14 protein-coding genes are annotated in these 16,152 nt (G+C 38.2%); 12 read left to right on the forward strand and 2 right to left on the reverse strand.

What is annotated here, in order from left to right:
* The first annotated feature begins 13 nt into the window (after positions 1 to 13).
* Positions 14 to 1,165 carry a serine hydrolase domain-containing protein gene (locus tag HMPREF1320_RS07615; RefSeq protein WP_009410209.1) on the forward strand — a complete coding sequence of 384 codons (1,152 nt, stop codon included), beginning with the start codon at positions 14 to 16 and terminating at the stop codon, positions 1,163 to 1,165.
* A gap of 59 nt (positions 1,166 to 1,224) precedes the next feature.
* Here HMPREF1320_RS07615 and HMPREF1320_RS07620 read toward each other — a convergent pair whose 3' ends face one another.
* Positions 1,225 to 1,635, reverse strand: coding sequence for a BrxA/BrxB family bacilliredoxin (locus HMPREF1320_RS07620; protein WP_009418093.1), 411 nt, complete (start codon positions 1,633 to 1,635; stop codon positions 1,225 to 1,227).
* A gap of 114 nt (positions 1,636 to 1,749) precedes the next feature.
* On the opposite strand from HMPREF1320_RS07620, the gene HMPREF1320_RS07625 reads away from it, so the two are divergent.
* The 11 genes from HMPREF1320_RS07625 (at position 1,750) to nqrF (ending at position 14,583) form a co-directional block, all read left to right on the forward strand.
* The gene (locus tag HMPREF1320_RS07625; RefSeq protein ID WP_009417911.1) at positions 1,750 to 3,012 is read left to right on the forward strand and encodes an acetyl-CoA hydrolase/transferase family protein; all 1,263 of its coding nucleotides are present in this window, start codon (positions 1,750 to 1,752) and stop codon (positions 3,010 to 3,012) included.
* 549 nt (positions 3,013 to 3,561) lie between these two features.
* Positions 3,562 to 6,015 (forward strand): endopeptidase La, encoded by a 2,454-nt coding sequence (gene lon, locus HMPREF1320_RS07630; RefSeq protein WP_009418017.1) that lies wholly within the window; start codon positions 3,562 to 3,564, stop codon positions 6,013 to 6,015.
* Positions 6,016 to 6,052: 37 nt separating this feature from the next.
* Entirely contained in the window at positions 6,053 to 6,724 is a 672-nt protein-coding gene (gene folE, locus HMPREF1320_RS07635) for a GTP cyclohydrolase I FolE (protein WP_009417986.1), read from the forward strand.
* Positions 6,725 to 7,099: 375 nt separating this feature from the next.
* The gene (locus HMPREF1320_RS07640) at positions 7,100 to 8,455 is read left to right on the forward strand and encodes a Na(+)-translocating NADH-quinone reductase subunit A (RefSeq protein ID WP_034554360.1); all 1,356 of its coding nucleotides are present in this window, start codon (positions 7,100 to 7,102) and stop codon (positions 8,453 to 8,455) included.
* Positions 8,456 to 8,495: 40 nt separating this feature from the next.
* Positions 8,496 to 9,371 (forward strand): hypothetical protein, encoded by an 876-nt coding sequence (locus tag HMPREF1320_RS07645; RefSeq protein ID WP_009417944.1) that lies wholly within the window; start codon positions 8,496 to 8,498, stop codon positions 9,369 to 9,371.
* A gap of 5 nt (positions 9,372 to 9,376) precedes the next feature.
* Positions 9,377 to 9,901: a ClbS/DfsB family four-helix bundle protein gene (locus HMPREF1320_RS07650; RefSeq protein ID WP_009418003.1), complete on the forward strand. Its 525-nt coding sequence runs from the start codon at positions 9,377 to 9,379 to the stop codon at positions 9,899 to 9,901.
* The gene (locus HMPREF1320_RS07655; RefSeq protein ID WP_034554362.1) at positions 9,898 to 11,127 is read left to right on the forward strand and encodes an NADH:ubiquinone reductase (Na(+)-transporting) subunit B; all 1,230 of its coding nucleotides are present in this window, start codon (positions 9,898 to 9,900) and stop codon (positions 11,125 to 11,127) included. The genes HMPREF1320_RS07650 and HMPREF1320_RS07655 overlap by 4 nt, the downstream gene beginning before the upstream one ends.
* A 3-nt stretch (positions 11,128 to 11,130) precedes the next feature.
* Positions 11,131 to 11,868, forward strand: a complete 738-nt coding sequence (locus HMPREF1320_RS07660; RefSeq protein ID WP_009410219.1) for a Na(+)-translocating NADH-quinone reductase subunit C — start codon at positions 11,131 to 11,133, stop codon at positions 11,866 to 11,868.
* A 6-nt stretch (positions 11,869 to 11,874) separates the two neighbouring features.
* On the forward strand, positions 11,875 to 12,522 hold the full coding sequence (locus HMPREF1320_RS07665; protein WP_009410220.1) for an NADH:ubiquinone reductase (Na(+)-transporting) subunit D: 648 nt from the start codon (positions 11,875 to 11,877) through the stop codon (positions 12,520 to 12,522).
* A gap of 20 nt (positions 12,523 to 12,542) precedes the next feature.
* Positions 12,543 to 13,286, forward strand: a complete 744-nt coding sequence (gene nqrE / locus HMPREF1320_RS07670; protein ID WP_009417923.1) for an NADH:ubiquinone reductase (Na(+)-transporting) subunit E — start codon at positions 12,543 to 12,545, stop codon at positions 13,284 to 13,286.
* Positions 13,270 to 14,583 carry an NADH:ubiquinone reductase (Na(+)-transporting) subunit F gene (gene nqrF, locus HMPREF1320_RS07675; RefSeq protein ID WP_009410222.1) on the forward strand — a complete coding sequence of 438 codons (1,314 nt, stop codon included), beginning with the start codon at positions 13,270 to 13,272 and terminating at the stop codon, positions 14,581 to 14,583. The genes nqrE and nqrF overlap by 17 nt, the downstream gene beginning before the upstream one ends.
* A gap of 1,239 nt (positions 14,584 to 15,822) precedes the next feature.
* On the opposite strand, the gene HMPREF1320_RS07680 is transcribed toward nqrF, so the two are convergent.
* A partial coding sequence (locus HMPREF1320_RS07680) for an IS30 family transposase (protein ID WP_157446760.1) occupies positions 15,823 to 16,152 on the reverse strand: 330 nt, incomplete at its 5' end.

Here is a 16,152-nt window from a genome sequence, read left to right on the forward strand (position 1 = left end):
TTGTTAATAATTTATGAAAAAACTAATACTTATTGTTTTGTTTAGCACTATTATTTCATTTTTTAATTCATTATTTGCACAAAAGAAGCTTCAAGATGTAGATGTATTTAAAAGAAATCCTTCTGAAGTAATCTCGTTTGACGATGCACGTACTGAAGCTGAGAAAATATTACAATACCTAATACAAGAACAAATCATACCAGGAGCCTCTGTAACTGTAGCCAAACAAGGGAAAATAATATGGCAAAGAGGTTATGGATATGCTGATATTACCAAAAAAACAACTATTGACCCTAAGAATACGCTATTTAGGGTAGCGAGTATGTCGAAAGCTATTACAGGAATGGTACTGGCTAGACTGCAAGAGCAAAAGAAGTTTGACTGGAATACTTCAATTTATGAATATATACCTGATTACCCGCAAAAGCCTTTTGATTTTACCGTGAAACAACTTGCAGGACACTTAGCAGGCATACGCACTTATAGGGCTAATGAATATACTTTAAATAAAGCTTACAGTATTGAACAGGGAGTGAATTTATTTAAAGATGACATATTACAGTCGGCACCAGGAACAAAGTTTTTGTATAGTAGCTACGGTATAAATTTGATTTCATTGGCTATAGAAAAGTGTTTGAATGAGAAGTTTGAGAATGTGGCTAAAGAGGAAGTGTTTAAGCCTTTGAATATGTGGCGCACTTTCCCTGATAGAGGAAAAATAATTAAAGACGAGGCTACACCTTATTCAAGGTCTAAAAAAGGAGGACTCACCAAAGCTCCTGATGTGAATAACTACTTTAAGCTGGCAGGAGGAGGCTTTCTTTCTACTTCTAACGATATTGCTAAAATGGGAATTGCTATAGAGCGCCATAATTTTCTTTCTCAGCCTATAGAAAACGAGATGCTAAAAAAGCAATGTACTTTTGATGATACTGAGGTGAGTTATGGTATATGTTGGCAAAACCAGCGAGACTGGAACGGACGTGATTATTTTGGGCACACAGGAATGGGAGTGGGAGGTTACGGTTGGCTATCAGTATACCCAAATGAGCAACTGGTAATTGTATTGCTGTTTAATGTAACTGACCCGCAAATTAATATCTACTTACAACGCTTAACCGACTTTATTATTGAAGGGGCAGAGCGTATTCCTAATCAGTATTAAAAAAATCCTTTTGTGATATCTTTGGTATCACAAAAGGATTTTTTAGAAATGAAAATTGATTAACAAAATTCATTATAGGCTTGTTGGAGATTTTCAGCGATAGCTTCAGCCATTCTACCTTCGATGTGATGGCGTTCCAACATATGCACTAATTCACCATCTTTAAACAGGGCTATACTAGGAGAGGAGGGAGGAAAAGGAAGCATAAAGTTACGAGCTTCTTCAGTAGCCTCTCTATCGACCCCAGCAAAAACAGTGGTAAGATGGTCGGGTTTCTTAGCGTTTTGCAAACTGTAGATTACTGCAGGGCGCGCATTACGGGCAGCACAACCGCATACAGAGTTTACTACCACGAGGGTAGTACCAGCTCTTTTCAGTGCTTCTTTTACAGCCTCAGCTGTTTTTAATTCTTCAAAACCAACCGCTGTTAGTTCTTCTATCATTGGTTTTACCAATTCAGGTGGATACATAATACTTCGTTTTTAAAATTGGGGACAAAGGTACTAAAAAAAATTATATTACTAATTATTTTGCCAATTGGATTTAATGTAGTACTTTTGAGCCATTAACTAATATTATTTTAAATGGCAAAAATTACGACTGCTCAAGAAGCCTTAAAGGTTGTAAAGAGTGGTGACTTTGTTTATATTCACGGAGGCGCTGCTGTACCTGAAATACTTGTAGATGCTCTTGTAGAGCGTGCATCAGAACTACGCAATGTAAGTATAGGGCACATTCACATTGAGGGAGACGCTCCTTATGCTGACCCTAAATACAAGGATAGCTTTTATGTAAATTCTTTTTTTCTGTCGAGGAATGTGCGAGACATTATGAAAAATGGGAATGGTTCCTATACCCCTATTTTTTTAAGTGATATGCCTTTATTATTTGATAGGAAGCACGTTAAAGTAGATGTAGTGCTTATACAAGTATCGCCTCCTGATAAGTTTGGTTTTTGTTCTATGGGCGTGAGTGTAGAGGCTTGTAAATCGGCGATACGCAATGCAAAATATGTGATTGCAAAAGTAAACAAGCAAATGCCTCGTACTTACGGTGACGCCCTTCTACATATTGATGAAATAGACTTCTTAGTGGAGCACGATGCTCCTATCTTCTCATTACATCTTACAGAACCTGATACTATTGAAAAACAAATAGCCCGACATATTGTACCTCTTATTGAGGACGGTAGTACATTGCAATTGGGTATTGGTAACATTCCTAATGCTACTTTGGGAGAGATGGGACACCTAAAAAACTTAGGTATTCATACAGAACTGCTCACAGAAGGAGTGCTTGATTTGGTGAAAAAGGGTGTGATTAATGGTTATGAAAAGAAGATAGACAAAGGCAAGATTATAGCTTCGTTTGTGATGGGTACAAAAGAGTTGTATGATTTTATTGACAAAAATCCATCAGTGGAAATAGCTGAAGCTTCGTACACTAATGAGGTGTCGGTGATACGTCAGAACCCGAAAATGATATCTATCAATTCAGCAATAGAGGTGGATCTTACAGGGCAGGTGTGTGCTGATTCTATTGGAACGGCTATTTATTCAGGATTTGGCGGACAGATAGACTTTGTAAGAGGTGCAATGCTTAGTGAAGGAGGTAAATCAATTATTGCGTTTCCTTCGACCACAAACAAAGGAGAGAGCAAGATTGTGCCTTTTCTCAAACAAGGGGCAGGTGTGGTAACCACTCGTGCTCACGTGCAGTATATCGTTACTGAATATGGTGTGGCTGAGCTCTTTGGCAAGAATTTATGTGAAAGGGCTAAGGCATTGATTGCGATAGCGCACCCTAACCATCGTGAAAACTTAGAGAGGAGTTTTATGATGAAGTAGGATAGTGAGAGCCACAATTAGCAAATGAGGTGCGAGCCGCACGGGCTATTAACTTTGGCAAAGTTTGAGATGAAAAAGCGATGTGTTGGGGTAGTTAGGAGGAGACGGAAGATATCGGAGGAGAACGGAAGAGAGCTGAGAAGAATTTTGGTGAAAAAAGGCTGTAAGAGAGGTGAGGTTAGCTTATAGAGAGCTTATAGGAAGCTTATACGAATCTTGGACGATTGGTATAGAAAGGGTGTATAAGTAATTGACTCATAATATAATACAACAAGGCTAAAAATGGCAAAAACGGGGTTTCGAGGCGAAAGAAAGAGGAAGAGGCACTAGGACTTAGACCATAGGCAATAGGGGGAGTGTGGTGGTAAAGACGGAGTAAAGAAGAAAGTAAGAAGAAAGTAATTTTTATGGCACACCTATTGTAATACATAGGAAGCAATGTACATTTTGTAGTATATAAGAAATTGATTTTAAACTGTATAGATATAATGAGAATATTTATATAGATAAGTGACTACTGACAAAATGGCATATAGTAACGATCTAAATATGAATATAGGAAATTTTGACAGCCTTTTGGCTGAACATATAGACGAAGATACAGAGTTTATTCCGCTTCTTACTTTGGAAGATGAAGAAGAGATAGAACGCGAACGCATACCACACGTGTTACCTATTCTTCCCTTGAAAAACACTGTGCTATTTCCAGGAGTAGTAGTGCCTATCAGTGCGGGGAGAGATGCGTCTATTCACCTTATCAACGAGGCATATGCTACTACTAAGACTATTGGTGTTGTAGCTCAATTAGACGAGAAGACCGAAATACCCGAGGGCAAAGACCTTTTCCGTTTTGGTACGGTAGCCCGTATTCTCAGAGTTTTGAAAATGCCTGACGGCAATGTAACTATTATCATTCAGGGTAAAAAGCGCTTCGAGATAGAGAGTATTGTAGAAGAAAAGCCGTACATCAAAGCGATGATAAAAGAGATGCCAGATGTGAAACCCGATGCGAACGATAAGGAGTTTGAAGCGACTATTGAAGCTGTGAAAGACCTCTCTATCAAGATTGTACAAGAAAATCCGAATATCCCTTCGGAAGCGGCTTTTGCTATTAGGAATATAGAGAGCACATCGTTCCTGATTAACTTTATATCGTCCAATATGAATGCTACTGTTTTGGAAAAGCAAGGCGTATTGGAAATTGACGAACTAAAAGAGCGCGCTACGGCTATCTTAAAATATTTGAACATCGACTTGCAACGTCTTACCTTGCGTAACGAAGTACAGTCGAAAACGCGTATTGATATCGACCAGCAACAGCGTGAATACTTCTTGCACCAGCAGATGCGCACCATTCAGGAAGAATTAGGAGGCGTGTCGTACGAGCAAGAGATGGAAGAGCTGAAAAAGAAAGCTAAAACCAAGAAGTGGGACGACAAGATAAAAGAGCTCTTTGAAAAGGAACTGAGCAAATTGCAACGTACCAATCCTAATAGTCCAGATTATGGCATTCAGCGTAATTACTTAGAAGTATTATTGGAATTGCCTTGGAATGAGTATTCCAAAGACAACTTTGACCTAAAACGCGCTCAGAAAATCCTCGATAAGGAACACTACAGATTAGAAGAGGTGAAACGCCGTATCATAGAGTATCTGGCGGTACTCAAACTGCGCAATGATATGAAGTCGCCTATTTTGTGCTTCTATGGACCTCCTGGGGTAGGGAAGACCTCCTTAGGACGCTCTATTGCCAAAGCTTTGAGCCGTGAGTACGTGCGTATGTCGTTAGGAGGTTTGCACGATGAGGCTGAGATACGCGGTCACCGCAAAACCTATATTGGGGCAATGCCGGGGCGTATTTTGCAACAGCTTAAAAAAGCTAAGACTTCCAACCCTGTATTTGTATTAGATGAGATAGATAAATTAGGAAACAATAGTTACCAAGGCGATCCTTCTTCGGCTATGCTAGAAGTACTCGACCCTGAGCAAAATAAAGAGTTTTACGACAACTTCCTCGAGATGGGTTACGACCTTTCTAAGGTGATGTTCATCGCTACTGCGAACGACCTTTCGACCATACAGCCTGCTTTGCTAGACCGTATGGAACTCATCAACGTAACAGGTTATACCATAGAGGAAAAGACCGAGATAGCTAAACGCCACTTATTACCTAAGCAACTCAAAGAACACGGTATGAAAACTACTGACTTGCAATTAGGCAAAAAGGAAATAGAACGTATTGTGGAAGGTTATACTCGCGAATCGGGGGTACGCGCTTTGGAAAAAGAAATAGCGAAAGTAGTGCGCTACGGAGCTAAAAACTTAGCAATGGAAGAAGCCTATGACCCTAAACTTACCATAGAGACCATAGAAAAAATATTGGGACCTGCCCGCTTAGAACGCGATAAATACGAAGATAACGAGGTAGCTGGCGTAGTTACTGGATTGGCGTGGACGAGTGTAGGAGGAGATATTCTGTTTATAGAATCTGCCTTATCGAAAGGTAAGGGGGTGCTTAATATCACGGGTAATTTAGGTCAGGTGATGAAAGAATCGGCTACTATTGCCTTGGAATACCTAAAAGCTAATGCTGAACACTATAACCTCAATGTGAAACTCTTTGATAGTTACGATGTGCATATACACGTACCCGAAGGGGCAACCCCTAAAGATGGTCCGAGTGCGGGTATTGCGATGCTTACCTCACTAATGTCGCTCTTTACTCAAAAGAGAGTGAAAAAACACTTGGCAATGACCGGAGAGATTACTTTGCGTGGAAAGGTACTACCGGTAGGTGGACTTAAAGAGAAGATTTTGGCAGGGAAACGCGCAGGTATTAAAGAATATATTTTGTGCAAAGACAACGAGAAAGATATCTTGGAAATCAAGCAAGAATACCTTAAAGGACTTACTTTTCATTATGTAACGGATATGGAAGAAGTGATACGTTTGGCAATTACCAATCAAGATGTAAAACACAAAAAAGTTTTAACCTTTGAGTAATAATTAGTACTTTTGCACTTTCATAAGATAAAGAACAATGAATAAAAATCAAGAAGAAGATATATTAGGAGATAACCATATAGCAACTTCGGCAGTTACACCACTTAGAGCAGATGCTTTTCAGATGAGTGAAACCGAAAAGATAGCGGAAATAGAAACTCACGTACGTGCTATTTTGCATACTTTGGGAATGGATTTAACCGATGATAGTTTGAAAGGCACTCCCAGGCGTGTAGCTAAGATGTTTGTAAAAGAGATTTTTGGAGGCTTATTACCAGAGCGCAAACCTTCGATGTCTACTTTCGAGAACTCTTACCATTATGGTGAGATGTTGGTAGAGAAGAATATTGTAGTGTATTCCACTTGTGAACACCACTTGTTACCTATTGTAGGGCGTGCTCACGTAGGCTATATTTCTAACGGTAAAGTGTTAGGGCTTTCGAAGATGAATCGTATTGTAGAGTATTATGCGAAACGTCCGCAAGTGCAGGAACGCCTTACGATGCAAATAGTACAAGAGATGCAACGCGCTCTCGGTACCGAAGATGTGGCTTGTATTATAGATGCCAAACACCTATGTGTGAACTCTCGCGGTATAGAAGATATTGATAGTAGTACGGTTACTGCTGAGTTTGGTGGTAAATTCAAAGACCCTGAGATAAGAAAGGAGTTCTTAGAATATATAAAATTAGACACGAGATTCCATTAAACTAATGTAAGTTTGATGTAAGGAGGTGATGTTGTGCCTCAGAACGCTGTAGCACGGCAGGCAATAGAAAATAATATTTGTTATATTGAGCAGATGTTAATTAAAAGAATAAAATACCCCTAAAAGTTTAGTACTTTTAGGGGTATTTTTTATGAATAAAGATTTTAGGAGAGGGAAAGGTAAAGAATAGTAGTTTAAATATTGAATTTTAAAAGTTTATAGATGAAATAGGAGGCTATTTTTTAGCTGTGAAATAGGAAGATATTATACGTAAATTTGATGTATTGAGCTAAAAAAAAGGAGTAGATTATTTTAAATCAAAAATAAATTTGTATATTTGCACCTAATTTAATAAAACTAACTAATATTATTTATATGTCAAACGACATCCGCATTCGAAAAGGGTTAGACATACACTTGGAAGGCGAAGCTGATAAAACTACACAACAGCTTCCGCTTGCCTCTTTGTATGGTATTAAACCCAATGATTTTCACGGTGTTATTCCTAAGCTTTTATTGCGTGAGGGTAATGAAGTGAAAGCAGGTGAAGCACTATTCTTTTCAAAGAGTGATGAGCGTGTTTTGTTCCCTTCTCCGGTAAGTGGTACCATTAAGGAGATTGTACGAGGTGAGCGTCGTAAAGTGTTGGAAATACACATTGCGCCCAGTCAAGAACAAACCTTCAAAGACTATGGGAAGAAAGACGTAGAAGAGATGCAGGGTGAAGATATTAAGGCACACCTCCTTTCAGCAGGTTGCTGGCCTTTTATCAAACAACGCCCTTATGACGTGATTGCCAATCCCGACGGGAAGCCTAAGGCTATCTTTGTGTCGGCTTGCAAAACCAATCCGCTCGCTCCCGATTACGACTATGTGCTCAAAGGAAAAGAGCAAGCACTGCAAACCGCTCTTACCGCCTTAGCTAAACTCACCACAGGGAAAGTACACGTGTCCGTTTTCAAAGACAGCTCGTTGTCACCTTTCCGCAACCTTAAGGGCATAGTGGTGCACAATGTGTCAGGACCTCACCCAGCAGGGAACGTCAGTACACAAATTGCCCAAATCAGTCCGATAAACAAAGGTGAAGTGGTATGGGTAGTGACACCTCAAGACTTGGTGGTGATAGGAGAACTCTTCTTAACAGGTAAAGTAAACCTCACTCGTACAGTAGCTCTTACAGGTTCACGCATTGAGAAGCCTCACTACGTTACAGCCCTTGCTGGTGCTCAGATAAGTGGGGTAGTAAGTAACCAAGTAAAGGACGTGGTTACTACTCGTATTATCAGTGGTGATGTGCTTACTGGTACTAAGGTGAGTGAAACAGGCTTCTTAGGTTTTTACGATGACCAAATTACAGCAATTCCCGAAGGAAATGACTATGATTTGTTCGGTTGGGCAAAACCAGTAGCCAACAAGATTTCGCTTACACGTTCGCTTACTTTCTCGTGGTTGAACCCTAAGAAAAAGTACGACCTCAATACCAATACCAATGGTGAACAACGCGCTTTTGTGGTAACAGGTATGTACGAAGAGGTTTTCCCGTTGGATATTTATCCGATGCAACTCCTCAAAGCCTGCTTATATAAGGATTTGGACGAGTTGGAAAACTTAGGAGCTTACGAAGTAGCACCAGAAGATTTTGCACTTACTGAATTTGTATGTGTATCTAAACAACCACATCAGCAAATTATCAGAGATGGACTTGATTTAATGATGGCGGAATTAGGTTAATTCATACAAAAGTAAGTAAACAGTTTTAAATAATTGAAATATGTCTAATTATTACAAACCTTCAGGGAAGTTTTCACCTATATCATTTGTGTATTTCATATTAGTATGTACAGTAGCATTGCCTATATTAGCAACCATCTATGCGTACTTAATATGGTATATCCCAATTATATATCTCAACTTCTTAGTAACATTTGGTTTTGGTTTTGCTATAGCCATTACTGTTGGTTATTTAGTAGTTAGATTGGGTAAAGTACGTAATTATGGCTTAGCTATTTTGTTTGCTGTCATAGCATCACTTGTCGCTTATTATCTTCAATGGGTAGTATGGGCTGATTTGGCTATCAATACGAGTGAAGTGTATGGTAATAAGCAAATAGGTGTAGCCGTAAGTAATGTGCAAATTGAACAATTGCTGTACTTATTAGGGCATCCATCAGACCTTTTTGGGTTGATAGGACTTATCAATGAAGAAGGGACGTGGGCTATAAAAGGGAATACTGTGAGTGGAGTTTTCCTTACCATTATTTGGGTAATTGAATTCTTAGTAATTGTGATTATGGGAATAGTTGCCTCTGTAGGTAGAGCTAAAGAGCCTTTTAACGAACTTGCAGATGAGTGGTTTAAAGAAGAAGAATTGCCTGCTTTTTCTTATATAGAAAATGTAAGCGACTTTAAACAACAAGCTGAGCAAGGCAATTGGGAACAACTTTCTGCAGTTATTCAAAGAGGTGATAAAGGAACTAACCATAGTGTTTTTACTTTGTATGCCTCGGCTAATGAGTATTATCTTTCAGTTTCTAACGCTACGGCAAAAAAGAATAAGAAAGATAAGATAGAGTTTGATACCGAAGATTTTATAAAATATCTCAGTATTGATAAAACTGTTTATGACTTATTGAAAAGTAAAATCTAAGCATTATGGCACGTCCGCAATCTAAATTAGGGCTTGTAGTATCAGCAGAAAGAAATTACAATGAATTGATTTCTCTGATTGATACTATTCCCGAAGACAAACGAGAAAAGGAATTTCCTAAGGGGACAATGAATCGAAATCTCCGAGATGTACTTGGGCATTTATATCATTGGCATTTGCTTTTTTTATCTTGGTATGAGGAAGGAATGAAAGGAGGTAAACCCAAAATACCCAAAGAAGGTTACACTATGAAAGACACTCCTAAATTAAACCAAGAGATATGGAAGAGTTGCCAAAATGTACCGTTTTCTGAAATGTTTTCTCTGTTTAAAAATTCACATAGTAAAGTTTTTCATATTATAGAAAGTCATACTGATGAGGAACTTTTTACAAAGAAAAGATATCCTTGGACGAAGACGACTTCGTTAGGTTCTTATTTAGTTTCGGCAACATCAAGTCATTACGATTGGGCTTTAAAACTAATTCGTAAATCAATAAAAAAGAATAATTACTTATCATCAAGAAAATGAGTTTAAAAAGTAAATTAAATACATTAAAAGAAAAGTATAAAGGAACGAAGATGGAGACGACTTTCAACGCGCTCCACACATTCCTCTATACGCCTAATGAGGTAACCCACGGAGGTACCCACATTAAGGCTGCTGACGACCTAAAACGAACAATGAATATGGTGGTTTTGGCACTGATTCCTTGTTTGATTTTCGGTATTTTCAATATAGGTTACCAGCACGAAGTGGCTTTCGGTCACTTAACGCACCCCGCTGAAGGCTTAGCTTTTTGTAGTGGTGATTTTTGGAATTGGACAAATTTTAGTATTGGTTTTATAAAAGTATTTCCTCTTGTAGTAGTGTCGTACGTAGTAGGGTTGGGCATTGAGTTTATCTTTGCTACCATTCGTGGTTACGAAGTAGAAGAAGGATACTTGGTAACCGGTATGTTGGTGCCACTTATCGTTCCAGTAGATATTCCACTTTGGATGCTTGCTGTAGCAGTAGCCTTTGGAGTAATCATCGGTAAAGAGGTATTCGGGGGTACAGGTATGAATATCTTAAACCCTGCGCTTACCATTCGCGCCTTCTTATTCTTTGCTTATCCTACTTCAATGACAGGGGATAAAGTATGGGTAACAGGTGTATTAGATCGTTCTAAAGAAATTGCTGCTGGAGCAAACTTAGATGCGGTTTCAGGCGAAACCATCTTGGGTAACTTGGCACAAGGACACCCTATTCACTACACCGATTCTGACCTTCTTTTCGGGTTTATCCCAGGTTCAGTAGGTGAAACTTCTACTATCATTATCCTCTTAGCAGGTTTATTCCTCATCTATACCAAAATTGCTTCTTGGCGTGTGATGGTTAGTATGTTTATAGGAGCTTGGGTAATGGGTGCTATTTTCAACGCTTTAGCACCAAGTATGGTAGGCACTTCTTTCTACGCTATTTGGAGCGTACCAGCTTATCAGCACTTGCTCATTGGAGGTTTGGCTTTCGGAGCTGTATTTATGGCTACCGACCCAGTTACAGCAGCACAAACGAATACTGGTAAGTATATCTATGGCTTCTTAGCTGGTTTCATTGCTATTGCTATCCGTTGCTTCAACCCTGCTTATCCTGAAGGGGTAATGCTCGCTATCCTATTAATGAACGTACTAGCCCCTACTATCGACCACTTCGTAGTACAAGCTAATGTATCTCGTCGTAAAAAACGTTTAAAAACAGTTACTAAAACCGCATAAATTATGGCAGTAAAAACAGAAAGTAATTCGTATACAGTGATTTTCGCCATTATAATGGTGGTAATCGTAGGAGCTTTGCTCGCTGGTATTTCGTCAGCATTGAGCAGCGATATCAGTAACAATAAAAAGTTAGAAAAGAAACAGAACATTCTCTACGCTATGGGTGTAAATCACAACCAAGGAGAGCTTGGAGGAGGAAAAGTAGAGTTTCTTTCTACAACTGATGCTGAAAAAGAGTTCCCTAACTATGTGAAAGAACAATACCTTATCAAAGGGAAAACCGCTGAAAAAGTAGAAGGTGCTAACGACCTTATCAACTTTAACGGTCATCGCGAAGGTTTGCCTCTTTATGTAGGTGAAAAAGATGGAACTACCCTCTACATCATTCCCGTAAACGGACGTGGTTTGTGGGATGCTATTTGGGGATATATAGCCGTAGATAAAGACCTTATCGTACGTGGCGTTTTCTTTGACCATAAAGGAGAAACTGCTGGTTTAGGAGCCAATATCAAAGAACGTTTCTTTATGGACGACTTTATCGGGGAACATTTATTGGATGCTGCAGGTAATTTCCAAAGCATTCAAATTTCAAAAAGCAATGGTGACCCTGAAAACAAACGTAAAGAAGATGGAAAAATAGATGCTATTGCAGGAGCTACCCTTACTGGTAATGGAGTGCAAGCAATGATACGCGATGGCATAGAGCCTTATATATCCTATATTAAAAGTTTAAACAAATAAGAGACTATGGGACTATCAAAAAAAGATACAAAATTAGTAACCGACCCTTTATGGGATAACAACCCCGTAACGGTACAAGTATTAGGAATTTGTTCAGCTTTAGCGATTACAGCGCAATTGAGAGCCGCTATTGTAATGAGTCTTTCCTTTACCTTTGTACTTGTAATGGGTAACGTAACCATTTCTTTACTTAGAAATGTAATACCACCTAAAATCCGTATCATCGCCCAGCTAATTGTAGCAGCTGCTTTGGTAATCGTGGTGGACTTTGTGCTGAAAGCCTATGTGTACGACCTTAGCAAACAGCTATCGGTATATGTAGGGCTTATCATCACTAACTGTATTTTGATGGGACGCTTTGAGGCGTTTGCCTTAGGAAATCCTCCAGGAAAATCGTTCTTAGATGCTATTGGTAATGCAGGTGGTTATTCTATCGCTTTGCTTATCGTCGCCTTCTTCCGTGAACTATTAGGTTCAGGCACTTTGCTCGGTTTCCAAGTATTAGGAGACCCTATTAAGAAAACAGGTGTATATGCTTGGGGCTATGAAAACAACGGTTTTATGTTGTTAGCGCCTATGGCATTAGTAACTTACGGTATAGTAGTGTGGGTACAACGTTCACGTAATAAAGCCTTGATAGAAGACAGTCATTAATCATTTAAAAAGAAAAGAAAATGTTAGAATATTTAACACTGATTTTTAAATCGGTATTCGTAGAGAATATGATTTTCGCTACCTTCTTAGGTATGTGTTCGTACTTGGCTGTATCTAAAAAAGTATCTACTGCCATAGGCTTAGGAGTTGCTGTTATTTTTGTACAGACTCTTACCGTACCTATGAACTACTTGTTGAACCAGTATATCCTCAAAGAAGGTGCTTTAGCTTGGTTAGGTCCAGAGTATGCTAATTATGATTTGAGCTTCCTTACCTATATCTTATTCATTGCCACTGTAGCTACGATGGTGCAGTTGGTAGAGATTATTGTAGAGAAGTTTTCTCCATCGTTATATAACTCGTTGGGTATTTTCTTGCCTTTGATAGCCGTAAACTGTGCTATCTTGGGAGGGTCACTCTTTATGCAATCACGTGAGGAAACTATTCACTCTTTTGGTCTTTCAGTAGCCTACGGGTTCAGTTCAGGATTGGGATGGGCTATCGCTATCTTAGCGTTGGCAGCTATCCGTGAGAAAATACGTTATTCGCACGTACCTGCACCTTTGCGTGGCTTGGGTATCACCTTTATCACTACAGGGCTTATGGCTATCGGCTTTATGAGTTTTGGTGGTATGCTTACAGGTGGTAACAGCAAAAAGGAAGCTAAAGAAGCTCCTAAACAAGAGACTACTATCCAACAAGAAGTTAAAACTGATAAATTAGCTCATAACACAAAAGATTTAAGCAATGATATTAGCAAGTGAAATATTAACAACTATTACGGTAACGGTAATAGGATTATTAGTAATAATCCTGCTGTTAGTAGCTATTTTGCTTTACGTAAAACAGAAACTAACCCCATCGGGACCTGTGAAAATTACAATTAATAAAGACAAAGTAATTGAAGTGCCTATCGGCGGTTCATTGCTTTCTACTTTGGGTAACGAGAAGATTTTCTTGCCATCAGCTTGTGGTGGTAAGGGGTCTTGTTTACAATGTAAATGCCACGTGTATGAGGGAGGAGGAGAGGCTCTTCCTACAGAAACGCCTCACTTTACAAAGAAGGAACTCAAAGAAGGTATGCGTTTAGCTTGCCAAGTGAAAGTAAAACAAGATATGCAAATAGGCGTACCAGAACAAGTGTTTGGTATCAAGAAATGGGAAGCTACTGTAGTGAGCAACTATAATGTGGCTTCGTTTATTAAAGAGTTTGTGGTAGAACTCCCAGAGGATATGGACTACAAACCAGGAGGATACATTCAGATTGAAATTCCTGCTTGTGAAGTGAAATATTCCGATATTGACATCACTGCACACCCTAAAGAACACCCAGGAGAGCCCGATAAATTCAGAATGGAGTGGGATAAGTTTAAGTTATGGCCTCTTGTAATGAAGAATCCAGAACCGGCAGAGCGTGCTTACTCTATGGCTTCCTATCCAGCAGAGGGACGCCGTATAATGTTGAATGTGCGTATCGCTACGCCTCCTTTTGATAGAGCTAAAGGAGGATGGATGGACGTAAATCCTGGGGTAGCTTCTTCTTATATCTTCTCACGTAAACCAGGTGACAAGGTAACCATCTCAGGACCTTATGGCGAATTCTTCATCAATGATTCTAACGCTGAGATGTTATATGTAGGAGGGGGAGCTGGTATGGCGCCTATGCGTTCGCACTTGTATCACCTTTTTAAAACCTTAAAAACTAATAGGAAAGTTACTTATTGGTACGGAGGTCGTTCAAAACGCGAGTTGTTCTATGTAGAACATTTCCGTGAATTAGAGCGCGAATTCCCTAACTTTAGATTCTTTATTGTACTTTCTGAACCACTACCTGAAGATAATTGGAAAGTGAAGAAAGATATTAATGATCCTGAAGGCGATGGTTTCTTAGGATTTGTTCACAACGCTGTAATTGAACAGTATTTGAGCAAACACGAAGCCCCAGAAGATATAGAATTGTACTTCTGCGGTCCTCCAATGATGAACAAAGCCGTTCAGAAAATGGGTCAAGACTTTGGTATGCCTGATGAAAACATTCGTTTCGACGACTTTGGTGGTTAATCACTACCTACATTATACAAAAATCCGACTTAGTGATAAGTCGGATTTTTTTATTATCTTTGCGACATAAAATTGATATAAGTATGAAGAAAGAATCAAAATCAAAGATAATTGCACAAAAAGAAATGTTATACTCTGAAAATAGGTTTACACAAAAAGTAGGGAAAAAATATAACAAGAGAAAGAAAAGTAATAGTTCGTTACAGTGATTGCTTTAAGTTGAATATTCTAGAATAAAATTGATAAAAATCGATTAGGAGTTGAGGGCTGTCCTAGGGAATACAACATAGGAGGAGGTTAAACTATAAAAAAGATCAAAAAGTAAGGTAAAATCACTTATTAATAAAATATACGCGAGGAAACAATAGATGAAATTCAAGGATTTCAAACTCTAAAAAAGGAATTGAAAGCCTCTTTGAGGGCTTTTGCTAAAACTATCTTAGAGAAAAGGTCTATAAGACTGATTTACAAATTCTTGATCAAGAAACAAGATATGGGTAATTAAATAAAAGAGTTACAAAAAAAGAACTATTGAAGTAGTATTCTAAACAGAAAAAGATAAGCGTTTTTGCAGGTGGTTTTATATTATAAAAAAGCTTATTATAAAGCTGTTAAATCGTTTAAAAAGAAGTAATCTGTGAGTCTATATTATTGAAATGGTACAAGAGAAACAGCAAGAACTCCTAAATAGAGGGAGTAAGAAGTTCTATTATACGTTATCTAATGCATCAGGTAACAAAAATAGGTAGAGATAAGTTCTTTAAGATATTGAATGATAATTTACTTATTCAAAGGAAGAGAAGTTATAAACGTACGATTTTTTTTTTAATTATTCTTTTAGAAAAAGGACAAATCTTGTTACGGACATAGAAGTTAGTGCTAAAAATCAAGTATAGGTAAGTGATATAACGTATATTCACACCTTAGAAGGTTTTAGATATTTATGTAATTGATTTATATTCAAGAAGTATAGAGGAGTATTTGTTAAGTGAAGTTTATTAATTGAGGGAATGTTTAGAGGGGGGAAGAACGTTTTGGAAGGAAAGAAAATTCAAGCCTTTAGAGCGGTACGTTCAGCTATAATAATGGCATATTATCAAAAACGACCTCATATGTATTGACTTTAAAAACTTCTGATGAAGTATATTTTTCAAAAGGAAGCTTAATAAAAAAATATTCACAAAAAAATAAAATTAATACAGACAATCCTTCGCCCATTCCACCATCAAGTGCAATTTTTCAGATTACTTTCTGATAGAATAAATCTTTAGGTTTTTCAAAATCTAATACTTTTCTTGGTCTATTATTAATTTTATATTGATATTCTTTAATTTCTTTATCTGTAATATTTTTAAAATCAATGTTTTTTGGTATGTATTGCCGTACAAGACCATTGGTGTGTTCACTAAGACCTCGCTCCCAAGAACTATAAGGATGAGCAAAGAAAAATTGTAGGTTCAATTTCTTTTCAACTCGCTTAAAATCAGAAAATTCATTACCATTGTCAGCAGTAATTGTCTTTATATAGTTTTTGTAAGGCAAGGTCATATCTATAAGTTCATCTGCTAA

This window comes from Capnocytophaga sp. oral taxon 335 str. F0486, assembly GCF_000277665.1.
Lineage (GTDB): Bacteria > Bacteroidota > Bacteroidia > Flavobacteriales > Flavobacteriaceae > Capnocytophaga > Capnocytophaga ochracea.

Bases quoted from the DNA above. Each gene is read 5' to 3' on its own strand.
- nqrE (WP_009417923.1), top strand. From the start codon at position 12,543: ATGTTAGAATATTTAACACTGATTTTTAAATCGGTATTCGTAGAGAAT.
- lon (WP_009418017.1), top strand. From the start codon at position 3,562: ATGAATATAGGAAATTTTGACAGCCTTTTGGCTGAACATATAGACGAA.
- HMPREF1320_RS07645 (WP_009417944.1), top strand. From the start codon at position 8,496: ATGTCTAATTATTACAAACCTTCAGGGAAGTTTTCACCTATATCATTT.
- HMPREF1320_RS07640 (WP_034554360.1), top strand. From the start codon at position 7,100: ATGTCAAACGACATCCGCATTCGAAAAGGGTTAGACATACACTTGGAA.
- folE (WP_009417986.1), top strand. From the start codon at position 6,053: ATGAATAAAAATCAAGAAGAAGATATATTAGGAGATAACCATATAGCA.
- HMPREF1320_RS07615 (WP_009410209.1), top strand. From the start codon at position 14: ATGAAAAAACTAATACTTATTGTTTTGTTTAGCACTATTATTTCATTT.
- HMPREF1320_RS07655 (WP_034554362.1), top strand. From the start codon at position 9,898: ATGAGTTTAAAAAGTAAATTAAATACATTAAAAGAAAAGTATAAAGGA.
- nqrF (WP_009410222.1), top strand. From the start codon at position 13,270: ATGATATTAGCAAGTGAAATATTAACAACTATTACGGTAACGGTAATA.
- HMPREF1320_RS07660 (WP_009410219.1), top strand. From the start codon at position 11,131: ATGGCAGTAAAAACAGAAAGTAATTCGTATACAGTGATTTTCGCCATT.
- HMPREF1320_RS07620 (WP_009418093.1), bottom strand. From the start codon at position 1,635: ATGTATCCACCTGAATTGGTAAAACCAATGATAGAAGAACTAACAGCG.
- HMPREF1320_RS07625 (WP_009417911.1), top strand. From the start codon at position 1,750: ATGGCAAAAATTACGACTGCTCAAGAAGCCTTAAAGGTTGTAAAGAGT.
- HMPREF1320_RS07665 (WP_009410220.1), top strand. From the start codon at position 11,875: ATGGGACTATCAAAAAAAGATACAAAATTAGTAACCGACCCTTTATGG.
- HMPREF1320_RS07650 (WP_009418003.1), top strand. From the start codon at position 9,377: ATGGCACGTCCGCAATCTAAATTAGGGCTTGTAGTATCAGCAGAAAGA.